Raw genomic sequence first — 16,158 nt, 5'->3', positions numbered from 1 at the left:
TGGGAATCATTTTCATGTAGCTTCGGGTGGTCCCCGCCGGCCCGTCCGAGGAGCGCAGTCATGGCCGTACCCAAGAGGAAGACCTCCCGCAGCAACACCCGCCACCGCCGTGCCCAGTGGAAGGCGAGCCGACCCCAACTGGTGCCGCTCACCCTGAACGGCCGGACCTACCAGGTGCCGCCCCACCTGGTCCCCGCCTACCGCCGGGGCCTGCTGAGCGTCGAGGACCTCCCAGGGCAGAACAGCTAGGGCGTCTCGTTCGGATCACCACGAGGCCCGCGTACGGCACCCTCCTCGCGTACGGCACCACCCCTGGTCCTCCGAGCCCGGAACGCCACTCAGCCGCCGCACCTCACGCGGACGACCCGGGGGCTGTCCGCCGGGCCCCTTCGTGAGAGCGTCGTGCTCATGGGCGAGTCCTGGGTGATCGATGGCGACACGGTGCCGCTGTCGCCCGAGGCGGTGCTGGAGGCCCTCCGGGTGAGGATCGACAGCGGGCTGCGGGAAACCTGGCTGACCAGTTCCGTGGGGCGCATGGTGGTCCTGGTGACCAACACCGAGCGAGCGATGGTGCTCCTGCTCGAAGGAGTGGGCGATCCCGGCGAACACGCCGTGGACCCCGGAGCTCGGGGATGGAGCGAGGGGTTCGTCCTCTCCGACGGGCAGGACGACGCGTACCCGGACGAGGACACCGTTCCCCTCCACCAGGCATACCGGCTGGTCCAGCACCTCGTGGGCACCGGCTCCTGGCCGACGGACGCCCGCTGGGCGGCCGATCGCTGAACGGCGCGTGCCGTGTGCCTGGGCGGGCCGCCGATCCGGTGGGCCTCGAAGCCGGCACCCGCTCGAAGGGGGCCGCGCCCCGGCACCCGCCGCGACCCACCGCCTCCGCCCCCGGCTCAGGCCCAGGTCCAGCTTTTCCGGTCGGGACCGTTTCCCGACCGGAGGTGCTCTCAGGAGGCGCGCCTCGTGGCAGCCGCATCCGGTGGTGGCCGCCGGCCAACTCCCCCTCCCCGACGGGTGGTTGGAGCGGTGGCCCCGCCTCGGTGTGGAGCCGCCGTGATCACGCGGTACCTGATCACTCCCGGTTTCCGATCGGTAACTAGATAATTCCCCTGCAACTCGTGCCCGGACCTGTACCAGAGGGGTGACGTACCGTCAGAGTTCGCTGCCTGGGCGCCTTCCACGGGGGACCGACCACACCAACGGCGCCGCGCAGCACCATGGGGGAGCACGTGTCGTACGTCCACGTCCCCACGGCCCCTCCGGGGGCGGGGGGACCGTCCGCGCAGGCGGGCCGCACAGGGGGAGTCAGCCGGACCGGGGGCGCGCGGAGCCCGTACACCCGGCGATGTCCGCGCGGGGGTGCCGGATGACACCGCCCGGCCCCCGGGCCACCGTGCCGGGGCCCAGCCGGCCGGGTGCCCGCGTCCACGGGGGTGCCGCACGCCCGTTCACCGTGCTGCTGGGGCCCGACTACGCCGGCAAGTCCTCCGTACTCCGCCGCTTAGCCGACGACCCCTCCTGGACCGTGGTCTCCTACGACCGGGGGCTGCTCGACACCGGCTCGCCCCTCGTCGGACGGGTACGGGACGAGTTCCTCGCCGAGGCCCTGTGCGACCCCGGGCGCTACTCCCCGGACCTGGTGCTCAGCCTCCTCCAGGTCGCCGTGGTCCACCTGCGGGACCGGGTGGCCACCGCGCCCCGGGACACCCACGTCCTGGTGGACTCCTACTACTTCAAGATCCTGGCCAAGTGCCACCTGCTGGGCCTGCGCAACGAGGCGCTGTTCTCCTGGTGGCGGGGCTTCCCCCAGCCCGAGCGGGTCCTCTTCCTGGACGTCACCCCGGACCTCGCCTGGCGCCGCAGCGGTCACGGCGCGGACGCCAACAGCCTGGAGCACTACGGCGAACGGCCCACCGCCCAGACCTTCCAGAGCTTCCAGACCGACCTGCGGCGCACCCTGCTCACCGAGGTCTCCCACCTGGACGTCACCACCATCGAACCCGGACACACCATCGAGGAGACGGTCCGCGCCGTCGAGGCCGCGACCGTGGAACGAGTGAACAGGAACCCCCAGCATGTCTGACCGCGCGGACGAACAGTCCCTCTCCGCCTACCGCACCCGGGTACTCGACGAGCGGGACCGACTGCGCACGGCCCTGGGGGACCTGAGGGCCAGCCAGGCCGAGGCACTGCGGCACCTGCTGTCCGCCAACGCCGACACCGAGTTCGGCCGCGAGCACGGGTTCGCCGACCTGAGCACCCCCGACCACTACCGTGCGGCCGTACCCATCCGCGACTACGACGGGCTCGCGCCCTGGATCGAGGCCGCGGCGGCCGGACGCAGGGGCGTGCTCAGCGCCGACGACCCGGTGGTGTTCTTCAAGAGCAGCGGCAGCACCGGGGAGAGCAAGCAGGTCCCCATCACCCGCGCGTTCATGAAGCGGTCCTTCTTCCCCTTCTTCTACGCCGCCTGGGCCCACTTCACCGAGCACCACCCCGAGGCCGTACGACGTCAGGACGCCACCCTCAACCTCAAGCACGACCCGGCCCCGGTGGCCGGTACCACCCGGTCCGGCCGGCCCCATCTGGGCGCCAGCCAGGTGGACTTCGGCTCCGCCTTCGGCGAGCCCCTGGCCGCCGAGCCCGGCAGCCGGGCGCCCTGGCAGCACCTCCCCGAGTTCGTCGACCCGGCTGACCACCTCGCCCGCAGCTACTTCCGCCTCCGCCGGGCGGTCCAGCACGACGTACGGGCGGTCATCGGCATCAACCCCGCCATGGTCGCCGCCGTCCCGTACCAGCTCGACCAGTGGTCCTCCCGGCTGGTGAAGGACCTGTTCGACGGTACGGTCGACGGCCACCCCGGGTTCGAACCCGACCCCGACCGCGCCCGGTTGCTGGAACGGCTGGCCGAACGCGGCGGGGCCCTGCGGCCCTCCCACGTGTGGCCCCGTATGGAGCTGCTGTACTGCTGGACCACCGGGCTGGCCTCGCTCTACCTGCCCCGCCTGCGCGAGTCCTTCGGCCACCGGGTGTCCGCCCTGCCCGCACCCGTCGCCGCCTCGGAGGGCTTCGTCGGCGTCGCCCTCGACCGGCACCCGACCGCCTGCCACCCGGCCGCCACCGGCGCCTTCCACGAGTTCGTCCACGCCGACGAGGAGATCCGGCCCGACAGCGACACCCTGCTGTTCCACGAGCTGGAGGCCGGCCGCGAGTACCACGTGGTGATCAGCCACGTCGGCGGCCTCTACCGCTACGCCCTCGGCGACGTGGTCCGGGTCGTGGACCACGCCGGAGGGGTGCCCCGCGTGGAGTACGCCGGACGCCGCACCCTCTCCGACACCGCCGGGGAACGACTGCGGGAGTCCCACGTCATCCGCGCCCTGCACACGGCGGTCGCCGCCACCGGACTCGACCTGCGCAACGCCACCTGCCGCGCGGTCACCGACACCCCCGACCGCTACGCCTTCGCCGTGGAACCCTTCACCGACGACTGGTCGGAACGGGAGACGGCCGCCTTCGGCCGGGCCCTGGACCAGAGCCTGCGCCGGGACGCGGCCGGCTACCAACGGGCCCGCCAGGAAGGGCGGTTGGGGAACGTACGGGTGCACCGCGCGGCCCAGGGCGCGTTCGCCCGGGCCTGGCAGGAACGGGTCGCCTCCGGCATCCGCCCGGCCCAGGTCAAGGACCGGGTCTTCCAACACGACGACCACGCCTGGCAGGCCCTGGTCACCGGCCGCCCCGCCACCGCCGCCCTCGGCCACGGCGACCTCTGAGCCACCCCAACCCCGCGAGGAGCACCTCCATGGACGGATTCGACGCGGTCGCCCGTACCGCGCTGCTGACCACCGCCCTCAGGGCCCGGGAGACCGCACGCCCCGACCGCCTCTACGAGGACCCGCACGCCGCCCGGCTCGCCGGCGCCATGGGCGTCGACCTCTTCGACCAGCTGGCCGACAGCGGCCCACCCAGCAGCCCCGGGCCGGACGGACAGGTGCCCAACACCGTCGACTACAACGCCATCCGCACCCGCTTCTTCGACGAGTGGCTGCCCGCCCGGGCCGGTGCCCTGGGCGACCGGGCCCAGGTCGTGATGGTGGCCGCCGGGATGGACACCAGGGCCCACCGGCTGCCCTGGCCCGGGCCGGTGCGCCTGTTCGAACTGGACCGCGCCGCCGTCCTGGAGGCCAAGGACGCCGCGCTGGCCGACGTACCCCTCCACCCGCACGTCACCCGGCACACCGTCCCGGCCGACCTGACGCGCGAGGACTGGCCCGAGGACCTGCGCCGCGCCGGCTACCGCCCCGACGTCCCCTCGGTGTGGCTCCTGGAGGGGCTGCTGTACTACGTACCGGAGGAGGACTCCCGCGCGCTGTTGGACCGGGTGGCCCGGATGATGGCGCCCGGCAGCGAACTGGGCGCCGACCTGGTCAGTGCCAGCGCGCTCACCGCACCGGTCATGGCACCCCTGCTGGAGAGGTTCCAACAGTGGGGCTGCCCCTGGGTGTTCGGCCACGACGAGCCCGAGACCTTCTTCGCCGAGCACGGACTGAAGGTCGAGGCCCTCCAACCCGGCGAGGAGGGCGCCGACTACGGCCGCTGGGCCGACCCCGTACCGCCCCGTGACCTGCCCGGGGTACCCCGCGCCTTCTACGTCCACGGCCGACGGGTGTGAACGGCCACCACCGAACGCGCCCGGTGGCCGGGGGCCGACCCCGGCCACCGGCTTCCGCCCGTTCGCGATCCCGGAACCGGCCGGGCCACCCGTCGACCCCAGGTGAGCGCCCGAGGGAGAAGAGACCATCAGCACCACCGCACCACACCCCGACACCCGGCCCCGGGTGCTCATCGCGCCGGTCACCATCACCCCGACCAAGGCCCTCGGCTTCAGCCACCTCAAGGGCCTGCTGTGGGTGGACACCATGTACCGCGCCAGCCGGCTGCTGAACCGGGCGGACTACCTCTACGACGACAGCGCCTTCCACGTCACCCGGCAGACGTCCGGGTTCTGGGAGTACCTGGACCGCACCTGCGCCGACATCGACCCCGAACACTGCACCGAGACCGACGTCGGCCGGCTCTACGTCGACTACCAGCGCCAGCCCGAACACCCCACCGACGAGGCCCTGCGCCCCTACGTGGACGCCGTCGAGGAGCACGGCTGGACCCACCCCGTCAGCCGCCGCGTCCTCGACCTGTGGCGGGACCACCGCCACCACCTGGGACTGGTCGACCCGGAACTCGGCGTGCCCCGCCCCGCGCGCATGAGCCTGGAGGAGACCGTCGACCACCTCGCCACCCGGGGCTTCTGCCTGGACACCCGCCCCGACGGCGGCCCGGTCTACCTCGACCCCACCGCCCTCGGACTGCCCCTGCGCGGCATCGCCTCGCCGAGCGGCCACCCCAACTACCTCGCCTGCACCCTGCGCGGCCTGCTCCCACTGTTGCCGCACTACGACGAACTCGTCCTGGTCCACGACCGCGAACTGACCGAGGACCACGTGCTGTTGCAGAAGGTGTGCGGTGCCCTGGGCACCGTCACCCACCGGATGGCCGTGGACCGCGTCGCCCTCGACGGGGTGGTCCGCTCCAGCCGGCACGGCGTCGACCCGGTCCACACCGTCGCCCACCTCGTCGACGCGGTGAAGGGCACCGCACCCGAGGAGGCGGTACGCCTGGGCCTGCGGCTGTACTTCATCGCCGGCCTCGGCAAGGGCACCGGCCAGTCGTTCCGCATGGACCTGCTGCGCGGATGCGTGGAGCGGGCGCACGGACTGCTGTCCCGCCCGGACCCCGAGCGGGCCGGCGACCTGTCCTCCTTCCTGGACCGGCACACCGGCGGCCGGGGCTGGGTCGACCCCTACCGGCTGACCTCCGCGCTCCTGAGCCGCCACCGCCCGGCACCCACCCGCGCCCTGGCCCCCCGGATCTACGGATGACCCGCCCGGTCACCCCCACCCGCCGGACGCGGCCGGGACGGTACGGGCCGGGGGCGGCCGTACCCTCCGAACCCGGCCGGCCGGCACGGACGGGGGCCGGCCCCCCGCCGGCCCATCGCCACCGCGCCCGTGCCGCACACCAGCCACCGCACCACCCAACAGCCGCCACCACGAGGGGAGTCGCGGATGTTCACCCAGGAGTTCCTGCGCGCACAGGTCGCCGACCGCTTGCTCGCCGCCCGTCCTGACCAGGCCCCGGTCACCGGCGTACCGGACACCACCGCCCTCGCCGAACTCGCCGCCCGGGCCACGGCCGAACCCTCGCCCACCACGGTGACCGTGGTGCTGCGCCGGTTCGCCCCCGCCACCTTCGCGAAGGCGGCGGTCGAAGCCGTCGCGGGCTACCTTGAGCCGCAACGGGACGCCTGGTTCCGCTCCTACACCCGGGCGGTCTTCCTGTGCGGCGACCCGGACAACCTGCGGGAACGCTTCACCTTCGCCCATGTCAGCGAGGACGGTTCCATGGCCTGGACGGCACCGGGGGAGAGGGGCGAACAGACCGCGCTACGCCGGCTGTTGCAACTGTTCCCCGACTCCCCGCTCCCCGCCCTGCCGGGCCGGCAGCCACTGGTCGAGTCCGGCACCACCAGGCCCCCGACCCGTCTGCACCTGGCTACCTCGGGCGTCACCCGCGCCGGATACCTGGTGCACCTACACCACCTGCTGGCCGAGGCGGTGTTGACCGGCCGGCTCAAGAACCCCTCGGAGCTGACCCTGTGTCACCTGCCCCAGCTGGACCCGGCCGAGGGCCCGTACGCCCTGCTGCGGGTCGCCCCCGAACCCTCCGCCGCCGACGGCCGGTTGCGGGCCTTCGCCGGGCTGGCGGCCACCCGGTAGGGAGGGCGACCGGGGCGGGCGCCCCCTCTGGTGCGCGCTCACGAGGGTGACGCCGGGTCCCGAGGAGGGGGGGAGCCTACCCGTAGCGGGGGCCTCCACATGTGAATAACCGCAGGTGAGGGGCTCGCGGCTCGTTAGCCTTCCGCAACGGGGACGTGATGTCCCCGGGCTCTCGGGACGGCACGATGAGCGGATTCACCGTCGGTTCCGAGGAGTCACCCCACATGCCTGGGACACAGGTCCTGTTATCCCACTCCCGCCTCGCGAGGGTGGCGGCCCGGGTATCCGGCGCCCTCCCGGGACTCCTGACGGTGGCGCTGGTGACCGTCCTCGTGACGCTCCTCGGACTCCCCGGCGGCGCCACGGAGGCGTGGGCCGCTGACGGGCGCGCCCCGGGGAAACCGAAGGAGGAGCGGTTCGACCTGAAGGCGCCGGGGACCACCCACCTCGCCCTGGACCGGGTGCGGAAGGAGTCTCCCGAGCCGTACCAGGAACGCCTGGAGGTCAAGGTGCGTACACGGGGCAGGAGCGGTGCCCTCCAGCACGAGGGGGGCCGGATGACGGCGGACATCAGCCAACTCGCCGACAGGGTCCGCTTCAAGGGTTCCTACCGCTGCGAGAAGCCCACGAAGACGAGGATCGACTGCGGTGCCGAAGTCCTCGACAAGCTGGTACGGGCGCAGTTCGACCTGCTGGCCCGGAAGTCGGCACGCGCAGGTGACTCCGGCCCGGTCCGCTTCACCTACACCTCACCCGAGGGCACGGTCCGCACCGCCACGACGACGGTGGTGATCGGCCAACCGCGCCTGGGCGTCCAGAAACTTCCGGTACGGAAGGACGTCGCTCGCGGGGACGTTGTCAGGCTGCCGATGGTCTTCAAGAACACCGGTGAACTCCCCGTCCACGGCGTGGGGGTGTGGATCACGGGCGGGGTGAACATCCCGCCCGAGAAGCGGCACCGCAACTGCCGCTACCACTACGACAGCAGCGGGGTGTGGTGCTTCCTCCCCGACGTCCACGTCAACCCCGGCGAGGTCTGGAGGCTGAGCCCCGGGCCCGGGGTGCGGAACCTGGGCTCCTCGCTGTACGAGAAGTTCGACTACGGCGTCTTCCCGATGAACCACAGGTTCGGCGGGTCGCCGGGCGACCGGACGTACGAGGGAGGCGAACGCGGCCGGGGTGGCCCGGTACGGGCCGTCAGGACCTCCGAGAAGAAGGGCGACGTGTTCCACACCGGCCCCGACGGACCGGACATGTACCAACTGACCCGGGGGAAGGCCGTCCACGCCGACTACCAGGTGCGCGGCACCATGGTCACCGCCCCTCCCGGCGAGACCGTCCGGGTCCGGGTAGGCGCCCGGAACAACGGCCCCGGAGTCTTCGACCCGGAGGACCCGGAGGTGAGCGTCGCCCTGACGGTGACGTTCCCGCCGGGCACCAAACTGGTGCGTGGCCCCCGTGAACTGATCGACAGCGAGGAGCGCTACTCCCCGCTGTGCGAGCGGCACGACAGGTCCTACACCTGCGAGGTCGGGGCCCTGAGGAAGGGGAAGGCCTACACCACCTTCGACTTCCTGGTACGTCCCGGGAAGGACGGCGTCGGCAAGGTGCGACTCAGGAAGGACGAGGGGGAGTTGCCCCGGAACGACCCCAAGCCCGACAACGACACCGCGAAGATCGTCATCCGCACCGGACCGGACCACATCGCCACGACACCCTTCGTCGTGCTCGGGTGCGTGGCGGTCGGCATCGCCCTGCTGTGCACGCGCCGCCACTGGTGGGCGTTCCTACGCCGGACCGTGCGGGGCCGCGCCCCCACCTCGTAGCGGGTGGGGGACCGGTGCCGGTCACCTCGGGCCACGGCTCGCCGCCCCCTGACCTCGCCGGGCCCGGAACCGCACCCGGGCCGGTACGCGCACCGGGAACGGTCACAGCACGTCGTCCGGGCGCCGTCCCTCCGGGCCCCGACCGGAGAGCACCTCACCGTAGGCCTGCATCAGGTCCGGCAGCCGGAGGGTGGCCAGGTCCTCCCGGCCCGGGGTGCTGCCGTAGCCGGACAGCCTCAGGTCCCGGTAGGCGCAGCTCTTCTCGTACAGGGTCCGCAGGAAACGGCCGTTGCCCAGGTCGTCGATCCACCCCTGGTCGACCACGTGGCCGGCGATGCTGCGCAGCTCCTCCAGCGCCTCCTCGTCCCAGCGGTCCCCACCCTCGGAGGCCAACACCTCGCCGATGGCGGTCAGTTCGAGCGGGCGGTAACTGGGGAAGTCGACACGCGTAGTGAAGCGGGAACCCAGGCCCGGGTTGGCGGACAGCAGGCGGTCCATGCCCTCCGGGTAGCCGGCCAGGATCACCACCAGCCGGTCGCGGTTGTCCTCGGCCCGCTTCAGCAGCACCTGGAGCGCCTCGTCCCCGTAGGCGTCGCCCTTGGAGTAGCCGGAGTTGGACAGGGAGTACGCCTCGTCCACGAACAGCACACCGCCCATGGCGGAGTCGATCAGCTCGTTGGCCTTCACCGCCGTCTGCCCGAGGAACTCCCCGACCAGATCGGCCCGTTGGGCCTCCACCAGGTGGTCGCCCCCCAGCAGGCCCAGGGCGTAGAAGACCCGCCCCAGGATGCGCGCCACCGTGGTCTTGCCGGTACCGGAGGGGCCGGAGAAGACGAAGTGCCGCTTCGGCGGGCGGACCGGCAGCCCCTGGCCCGCGCGCAGCCGGGCCATGTGTAACTGGGCGGACAGCGCCCGTACCTGGCGCTTGACCGGCTCCAGGCCGACCATCCGCTCCAGTTCCTCCAACGCCCGCTCCAGCAGCACCGGATCGGACGGCCCCATCGGCAGGCCCTGCGACCCCGGGGGTGGCCCCACCGGTCCGTCCAGCCGCGCACCGGCGACCGGCCCACCGGTGCCGCCGACCTCGGGGGTCCAGCCGAGGGCCTCCAGAGCGGGGTCGGAGGGGGCGCCGGTCGGGTCGCCGGGCTCTCCGAGTCCGCCGAGCAGGCCGGGGCGGGTGCCGTCGGCCGACCCCGGGGCGGTCGTCACACCGCCCCACTCCACCGCGCCCTCCAGGTCGTCGCCCTCGGCGATGGTGGTGAGCCGGGCGGCGGTGTCCATGAAGGCGGCGTCCACGCTGAGCACCGCCCGGTACAGGGGGAGGGCCGCCGCGCTGCGTCCGGTGCCCTCCCGGGCCCGCGCCAGCCAGTAGCGCAGTTCCTTGCGCTGCGGCTGCTCACTGCGGCACCGCATCAGAGCGGCGGCGAGTACCGGTTCGGCCTGGGCGTACATCTCCAGGCGGACCCGAGCCATACCGGCGAAGAGTCCGGCCTCGATGCCCAGCACCGGGTCGTTCAGCAGCGGCTCGGTGTGCCGCAGCAGCTGGTCCCAGTCCTTGGTGAGATAGGCGCGGCAGGCGTGCAGGAACCGCACCTGGGGGTCGGTGTCCACCGGCGGGCACTCGGCCAGGGCGCGGTCCAGCTCGCCCACGTGGCGGCCGTCCAACCAGTGCGAGGCGTGGGCCAACAGCAGGTCACGCTCGTTCTCCAGCACCGGTTGCACCCACCACCCCAGCCAGTACCAGGAGTTGAGGGACCGGTGGTGACGGGACCGCTGCTCGCCGAAGCGCTGACGGCTGGCGTACATCCGCAGCAGCGCCCGGGGGGCGTCCACCCGCAGCGCGTGCAGCCCCAGCCAGGCGTCGGCCATGCCGGGGTCGAGGCGTACGGCGGTGGCGAACTCCTCCTCGGCCTGGGGGTAGCTGCCCACGGTGTACGCGTCGAGCCCCCGCAACCAGGCCAGGTCCGCCGGGCCCGATGCCGCTCCGGCCGTGCCCGACGATTCGAAGTCCCTCTCGTGCCCCACGCGTCTCTCCCCTGTCCTGCCTTCGCACAACCGTCCTGCCTGCCGAGTGCGCGCTCCCAACTGTCGTAGGGGATCGGGGAGTTGGCGCCGGATGAGGGAATCACGGCGCGTCCTGACACCGCTTCGCATCGTACCCGCGCCGGGCACGCCAACGAAGAGCGTGGTAGGGCCACGCGGGGCGGTGGAAGGGGACCCCGGGCCATGGGCCGCGATCACGGAGGGTGAGAGCGGGTGCCCGCCGGTGGGGTGCGGACAGAACGAAGCCCCCGATCACGGGGGAACAACCGGGGGCTCCGCGTCTCTGGGTGCGTATCGGTAAGACCGCACCTAACGAACGTAATCCCGGGGTCGAGGCGCGGTCAAGCGGATGGCGGAACGCCCGGGTGCCCCGGATCCGCCGCGCCACCGGCGCGTTCTCACTCAGCGTGACACTGCTGTGGGGCCCCTTGTCCCACCGGCCCCACCCGCCACAGATACCCCTCCGGGGATTCACGCACCCGCAGCCGCGCGAAGGGTTCACTGGGGTCCTCGGCGAAGTGCTGACGCTCCCGGGGCACCCAACTCGCCCAGAACTCCCGCTGCTCCGCGCCGTCCCGTGCCCGCCCCCGATCCCAGGAGGAACGCGCGTCCCGGTCCATCCACAGCACACAGGCCAGCCACTCCCGCAGCGCCCGGCGCCCCGCGCCCACCCCCTCGACCAGCACCACCTCGCTCACCGGCAGCCGGGCCCGGTGGGTGAAGGCCCTGGCCCGCCAGTCGTACACCTCGTACCGGGCCTCCTCCCCCCGCAACAGGGGCCGGAGCACCTGCTCACGTAGCCGGTCGGTCCAGCCGAAGTACGAGCCGTGGTGGGCCAGTTGGTCCAGGCCCAGCACCGGCGCCCCGCCCAGCGCCTCGGCCAGCCGCCCCGCGAAGGTGCTCTTGCCCGAGCCGGCGTGCCCGTCGACGGCCACCAGCCGCACCGGCCCACAGGACGGCGGCAGCGCCCGCAGCCGCGCGGCCAGTTCCCCCAGGTCGGTACTCCGCTCGCCCTCACGCCACGCCGGACCCGGCATCCCGTCTCCTCCTCGTGGGCCGAGTGTGATCTTCCGAACGTGGACCGGCCACCCGTCGGTGACGACCGGTCGGCGCCCGGTGACCAGTGTGGCAGGAGGGGCAGGTGGGACGTGGTAAGGCTTTCACAGGTCCACTCCAATATTGGGGACGGCCATACGGCTCTATCGCTGGCCCAGCGCAGCTCAAGCCGCGATAGTGGGTTCTTCCTGGAAGGCTCTGCCCGTACCCGATCATCTTGGGGGACCCTCTGCCATGAACAGACCCGCCAGCCGCCGAACCGTACTGGCCGCGGCGCTCGCCGCCACCGCCGGAGCCGTGGCCGTGCCCACGGCCCTCGCCTCCGCCAACACCACCGGTCACCGCCCCACCGGACACCACCACCCGCGGGAGTCGTTCGTGGATTTCCGCGCCTGGCGCAGCAAGGCGGACTGGGCCAAGGGTGAGGGGAAGGGCGTGAAGGCCGCCAAGGGCGCCCGCCCCGGCATCGTGATCGGCAAGTCCCAGGGCACCGTCGAGTACACCGACCCGCACACCAAGAAGAAGGCGGAGTGGGAGTACGCCAGCTGGACCTCACCCAGCTACTCGCCCTCGGTCCCCGCCTCCCAGCTGATCGCCTCCTGGAACGCGCACACCCCCGCGGGCACCTGGATCCGCGTCGAGGCGCAGGGCACCTACACCGACGGCGCCACCACCCCCTGGTACACCCTGGGCGTGTGGACCTCCGGTGACGGCGACGACGTGGTGCGCCGCACCTCGGTCGACGACCAGAGCGACGACAAGAGCAGCGTCGGCACCGACACCCTGGCCATCGACGACCCGGCCAGCGGCGTACGCCTGACCGGCTACCAGCTGCGCGTCACCCTCTACCGCACCCCCAAGAGCGACGCCACCCCGACCGTGTGGCGCCTGGGCGCGATGAGCTCCGACGTACCCGACCGCTTCGAGGTGCCGGCCAGCAAGCCGGGCCCGGCCGCCGGGGTCGAGCTGAAGGTGCCGCGCTACTCGCAGAACGTCCACGAGGGCCAGTACCCCGAGTACGACGGTGGCGGCGAGGCCTGGTGCAGCCCCACCTCCTCGCAGATGATCCTGGAGTACTGGGGCCGCAAGCCCACCAAGAAGGACCTGGAGTGGGTCAACCCCGACTACGCGGACCCCCAGGTCTGCCACGCCGCCCGCCACACCTTCGACTACCAGTACGAGGGCTGCGGCAACTGGCCGTTCAACGCCGCCTACGCGGCCACCTACAAGGACATGCAGGCCGCCGTCACCCGGCTCGACAGCCTGCACGAGATCGAGCTGCTGGTGGCCGCCGGCATCCCGGTGATCACCTCCCAGTCCTTCCTGGAGTCCGAACTGGACGGCGCCGGGTACGGCACCGCCGGTCACCTGATGACGGTCATCGGCTTCACCAAGAAGGGCGACGTGATCGCCAACGACCCGGCCTCGCCGGACAACCCCTCGGTGCGCCACGTCTACAAGCGACGGCAGTTCGAGAACATCTGGCTGAGGACCAAGCGCAAGAACGACGAGGGCGAGGTCGTCGGCGGCTCCGGCGGTGTCGTCTACGTCTACTTCCCCACCGAGCTGAAGGCCGGGCAGGCCAAGGTGCTCAAGAGGCTGGGTCTCCTCTAGGGGCTCGGCCCCCGGGGCCACCGCTTCACCGGGAGGGGCTCCCACCGCACCACGGTGGGAGCCCCTCCCGTACGCGTGCCACGGCCACGCCCCTCGTCGGACGGTGCCCCGGGAGTGGGGGAGGCCGTGGTGCTGGGGTTGTTCCGGGGGCTGTCCCCGGAGAGGAGACGGGTGGCCCGCATACGGACGTGCGCCGGACCGGAGGGGTGCCCCCGGGAGTCCCAGCCGATGCCACGGTCCTGCGACCACGAGCCGGGCTCGCCGGAGCGGGCGTGGTCGGGTTCCGCCGAGGGCCTCATCCCTCCGGGGCACACCGCCCTACCCGGTCCGTGCCCGCGAGGGTGCCGACAGTGCGTGGTCGTACGCGGCCTTGCCGCTACTCCGTGACGAACGGTGCGTACCCGAGCGGGACCTCACTCACCCGACGGTCGGAGAAGAGCAGGGTCAGCTGGTGCGCGTTGGTCTCCACGGACCTCCATCCCGATCCCCCCACGGAGGGCCGCGAGAGCCGCGACGGGGGACAGCGCCGGAGCGGACGAGGGGGCGGGCGGAACCCGGAAGAGTGGCCCCGCCGGACCCGGAAGGGTGGTCAGGCTTCGCGCGGAACGGACTCCAGGAACTCCCGCACGGCCCGGTACGGGGCCTTCCCGGACCAGAGGGCGGTGAGTGGGCGGGAGATCCGAAGGCCCTCGACCGGGACACGTACCAGCCGTCCCGCGCGCACGTCCTCCGACACCGCCAGGGAACTCAGCGCGCCGGGGCCGACGCCGCCCATGACCGCGCTGCGGACCCCGAGCGTCGTGGACGCGACCGCCGCCGGCTCGGCGGCCAGGGGGTGGCCCGCTTCGGCGAGGGCGTCCTCCAAGGCCTGTCGGGTACCGCTGCCGGCCTCGCGCAACACCAGGCCGGTGGCGGACAGTTCCCGCAGCGACACCCGGGCCCTGCGGGCCCACCGGTGTCCCCGCCGTACGACCACCTCGATGGTGTCGTGGGCGACCACGGCGGAGCCGAGATCCGTGGGGAGGGTCGGCGCCTCGATGAACCCCAGGTCGGCGGCCCCCTCCCGTACGGCCTCCACCACGGCGCTGCTGTTCGCCGCCGTGAGTTGGGCGACCGGCCCCGCGTCGCCGACCGCGTCGCGCCAGCGGGCGATCCAGTCCGGTAGGAGGTGCTCCGCGAGCGTCAGGCTCGCGGCGATGCGCATCCTCTTCGCGTGGTCGGAGCGGAGCGACGCCGTGGCGTCCGAGAACTCGTCCACGGCCGCCAGCAGCGTCGTCGCCCACCCCACGATCAACTCGCCGGCGGGCGTCAGCCGGGAACCGCGCGCCGAGCGCACCAGCAGCCGCAACCGCAGTTGCCTCTCCAGGCCCCGGATACGCAGGGAGACCGCCTGCTGACTCACGCCGAGGCGTGCGCCCGCCGCCGAGAGGCTGTTCTCCTCCGCGACGATCGTCAGCGCGCGCAACGCCTTCAGGTCCGGTTCGTCGCCCATGCCCCCTCAATCGGTCAGCCACAAGGATAACTTGTGGCACGCGCGTGATCTGCCCCTACCCGTACGTGATCAGCGGCGGAACGATGAAGGGCATGACACCCACCCGGAGCGACCCGACGACCCGTCAGGAGCGGTTCCGTGCCCTCCTGCCGGGGCTGACCCTGTGCCTGGTCGCGGCCGGGACGTCGTACGGGATCAGCCTGCCGCTGCCGGGGGTGAGTCCGCTCATCGTCGCGATCGTGCTGGGCGTGCTCCTGGCCAACGTCGCACGGGTCCCGCCCCGGGCGGCGGTGGGCGTCGACTTCTCCGCCAAGAAGCTGCTGCGCGCCGGCATCCTCCTGCTCGGGCTTCACCTGGTACTCGCCGACGTCCTCGCCCTCGGAACCCCGACGCTGGTCGTCGTCGCCTGCATCGTCGGTGCCGGACTGTTCGGCACCGTGCTCCTGGGCCGGCTGCTACGGGTCCCGCCCGGGCTCTCGCTCCTCATCGCCTGCGGGTTCTCCATCTGCGGCGCCGCCGCCGTGGCGGGAGCGGCGGGAGTGACCGACCCGGACGACGAAGCCGAGGAGGACACCGTCACCGCGGTCGCCCTGGTGGTGGTCTTCGGGACGCTGATGATCCCCCTCGTACCCCTGGCCGCGAGGTCACTCGGGCTCGGGCCGGAGGCCGCCGGGATGTGGGCCGGCGGGGCCATCCACGAGATCGCCCAGGTCGTCGCCTCTGGAGGAGCCATCGGCGGGGGAGCCCTCGCCGTCGCGGTCGTCGTCAAGCTCTCCCGTGTGCTGCTGCTCGCGCCCGTCGTGGCCACCCTCAGCCTCCGGCAACGCCGGCTCAGCCGGGGTGCGGCCGAGTCGGGCCAGCGGGAATCTGCCGCGAAGTTGCCGCCGGTCGTGCCACCGTTCGTCATCGGCTTCGTCGCGATGGTGCTCCTGCGCTCGTTCGTCCCCCTGCCCGACGTCGTTCCGACCTTGGGCGGGGTGCTACAGACCGGTCTGCTGGCGGCGGCCATGTTCGGGCTCGGCTGTGGCGTGAAGGTCCGCGACCTGGCGGCGGTGGGGCTCAGGCCCTTCGCGTTGGCCGCCCTCTCCACCGCTCTGGTCGCCACCGTCGCCTACCTCGGCGTCACGCTCGTGACCTGACGAGGTGTCCCTATGCCTTCCCCGCCCGGGAGGCGTAGGGACACCTGGGCTGAACGTCGGGCCCGCGCAGGGAAGTTGGGGAGCCGTGGCGCTCCAGCGGCCACGTCCCGACCGACGGGCCGTACTCGTACGGGCGTGAATGCGGGCTG

General features: G+C 72.7%; 13 protein-coding genes. 10 read left to right on the top strand and 3 right to left on the bottom strand.

Features of this window, described 5'->3' with window-relative positions; genetic code table 11:
* Positions 1 to 60: 60 nt before the first annotated feature.
* The 8 genes from rpmF (at position 61) to ABZT14_RS15290 (ending at position 8,665) form a co-directional block, all read left to right on the top strand.
* The gene (gene rpmF / locus ABZT14_RS15325; RefSeq protein ID WP_356301859.1) at positions 61 to 249 is read left to right on the top strand and encodes a 50S ribosomal protein L32; all 189 of its coding nucleotides are present in this window, start codon (positions 61 to 63) and stop codon (positions 247 to 249) included.
* A 159-nt stretch (positions 250 to 408) separates the two neighbouring features.
* Positions 409 to 783 (top strand): hypothetical protein, encoded by a 375-nt coding sequence (locus ABZT14_RS15320; protein WP_356301857.1) that lies wholly within the window; start codon positions 409 to 411, stop codon positions 781 to 783.
* Positions 784 to 1,372: 589 nt separating this feature from the next.
* Positions 1,373 to 2,089: a hypothetical protein gene (locus ABZT14_RS15315; protein ID WP_356301854.1), complete on the top strand. Its 717-nt coding sequence runs from the start codon at positions 1,373 to 1,375 to the stop codon at positions 2,087 to 2,089.
* Entirely contained in the window at positions 2,082 to 3,779 is a 1,698-nt protein-coding gene (locus ABZT14_RS15310; protein ID WP_356301851.1) for a GH3 auxin-responsive promoter family protein, read from the top strand. Before ABZT14_RS15315 ends, ABZT14_RS15310 begins: the two co-directional genes overlap by 8 nt.
* Before the next feature lie 29 nt (positions 3,780 to 3,808).
* Complete coding sequence (locus ABZT14_RS15305; protein ID WP_356301848.1) at positions 3,809 to 4,678, top strand: SAM-dependent methyltransferase; 870 nt, start codon at positions 3,809 to 3,811, stop codon at positions 4,676 to 4,678.
* A 166-nt stretch (positions 4,679 to 4,844) separates the two neighbouring features.
* The gene (locus ABZT14_RS15300; protein WP_356301845.1) at positions 4,845 to 5,942 is read left to right on the top strand and encodes a hypothetical protein; all 1,098 of its coding nucleotides are present in this window, start codon (positions 4,845 to 4,847) and stop codon (positions 5,940 to 5,942) included.
* Positions 5,943 to 6,128: 186 nt separating this feature from the next.
* The gene (locus tag ABZT14_RS15295; protein WP_356301842.1) at positions 6,129 to 6,839 is read left to right on the top strand and encodes a DUF6182 family protein; all 711 of its coding nucleotides are present in this window, start codon (positions 6,129 to 6,131) and stop codon (positions 6,837 to 6,839) included.
* A 224-nt stretch (positions 6,840 to 7,063) separates the two neighbouring features.
* Positions 7,064 to 8,665, top strand: a complete 1,602-nt coding sequence (locus tag ABZT14_RS15290; protein WP_356301839.1) for a hypothetical protein — start codon at positions 7,064 to 7,066, stop codon at positions 8,663 to 8,665.
* A gap of 102 nt (positions 8,666 to 8,767) precedes the next feature.
* Here the strand turns inward: ABZT14_RS15290 and ABZT14_RS15285 are convergent, their stop codons facing one another.
* Together ABZT14_RS15285 and ABZT14_RS15280 are read right to left on the bottom strand one after the other, a co-directional pair.
* Entirely contained in the window at positions 8,768 to 10,690 is a 1,923-nt protein-coding gene (locus ABZT14_RS15285) for an AAA family ATPase (protein WP_356301836.1), read from the bottom strand.
* A gap of 416 nt (positions 10,691 to 11,106) precedes the next feature.
* Positions 11,107 to 11,745 carry a hypothetical protein gene (locus tag ABZT14_RS15280; RefSeq protein WP_356301833.1) on the bottom strand — a complete coding sequence of 213 codons (639 nt, stop codon included), beginning with the start codon at positions 11,743 to 11,745 and terminating at the stop codon, positions 11,107 to 11,109.
* Between the two features lie 253 nt (positions 11,746 to 11,998).
* Between ABZT14_RS15280 and ABZT14_RS15275 the strand changes: the two genes are divergently transcribed.
* Complete coding sequence (locus ABZT14_RS15275) at positions 11,999 to 13,378, top strand: peptidase C39 family protein (protein ID WP_356301831.1); 1,380 nt, start codon at positions 11,999 to 12,001, stop codon at positions 13,376 to 13,378.
* Between the two features lie 589 nt (positions 13,379 to 13,967).
* Here the strand turns inward: ABZT14_RS15275 and ABZT14_RS15270 are convergent.
* A complete protein-coding gene (locus ABZT14_RS15270) occupies positions 13,968 to 14,870 on the bottom strand; it encodes a LysR family transcriptional regulator (RefSeq protein WP_356301828.1) in 903 nt (300 codons plus the stop codon).
* 92 nt (positions 14,871 to 14,962) lie between these two features.
* Between ABZT14_RS15270 and ABZT14_RS15265 the strand changes: the two genes are divergently transcribed.
* Positions 14,963 to 16,009, top strand: coding sequence for a putative sulfate exporter family transporter (locus tag ABZT14_RS15265; RefSeq protein WP_356301825.1), 1,047 nt, complete (start codon positions 14,963 to 14,965; stop codon positions 16,007 to 16,009).
* The last annotated feature ends 149 nt before the right edge of the window (positions 16,010 to 16,158 follow it).

Source organism: Streptomyces sp. NPDC005438, assembly GCF_040606315.1.
Lineage (GTDB): Bacteria > Actinomycetota > Actinomycetes > Streptomycetales > Streptomycetaceae > Streptomyces.
Note: the sequence above shows the minus strand (reverse complement) of the source record. Positions and strands in the feature narration are given on the sequence as shown.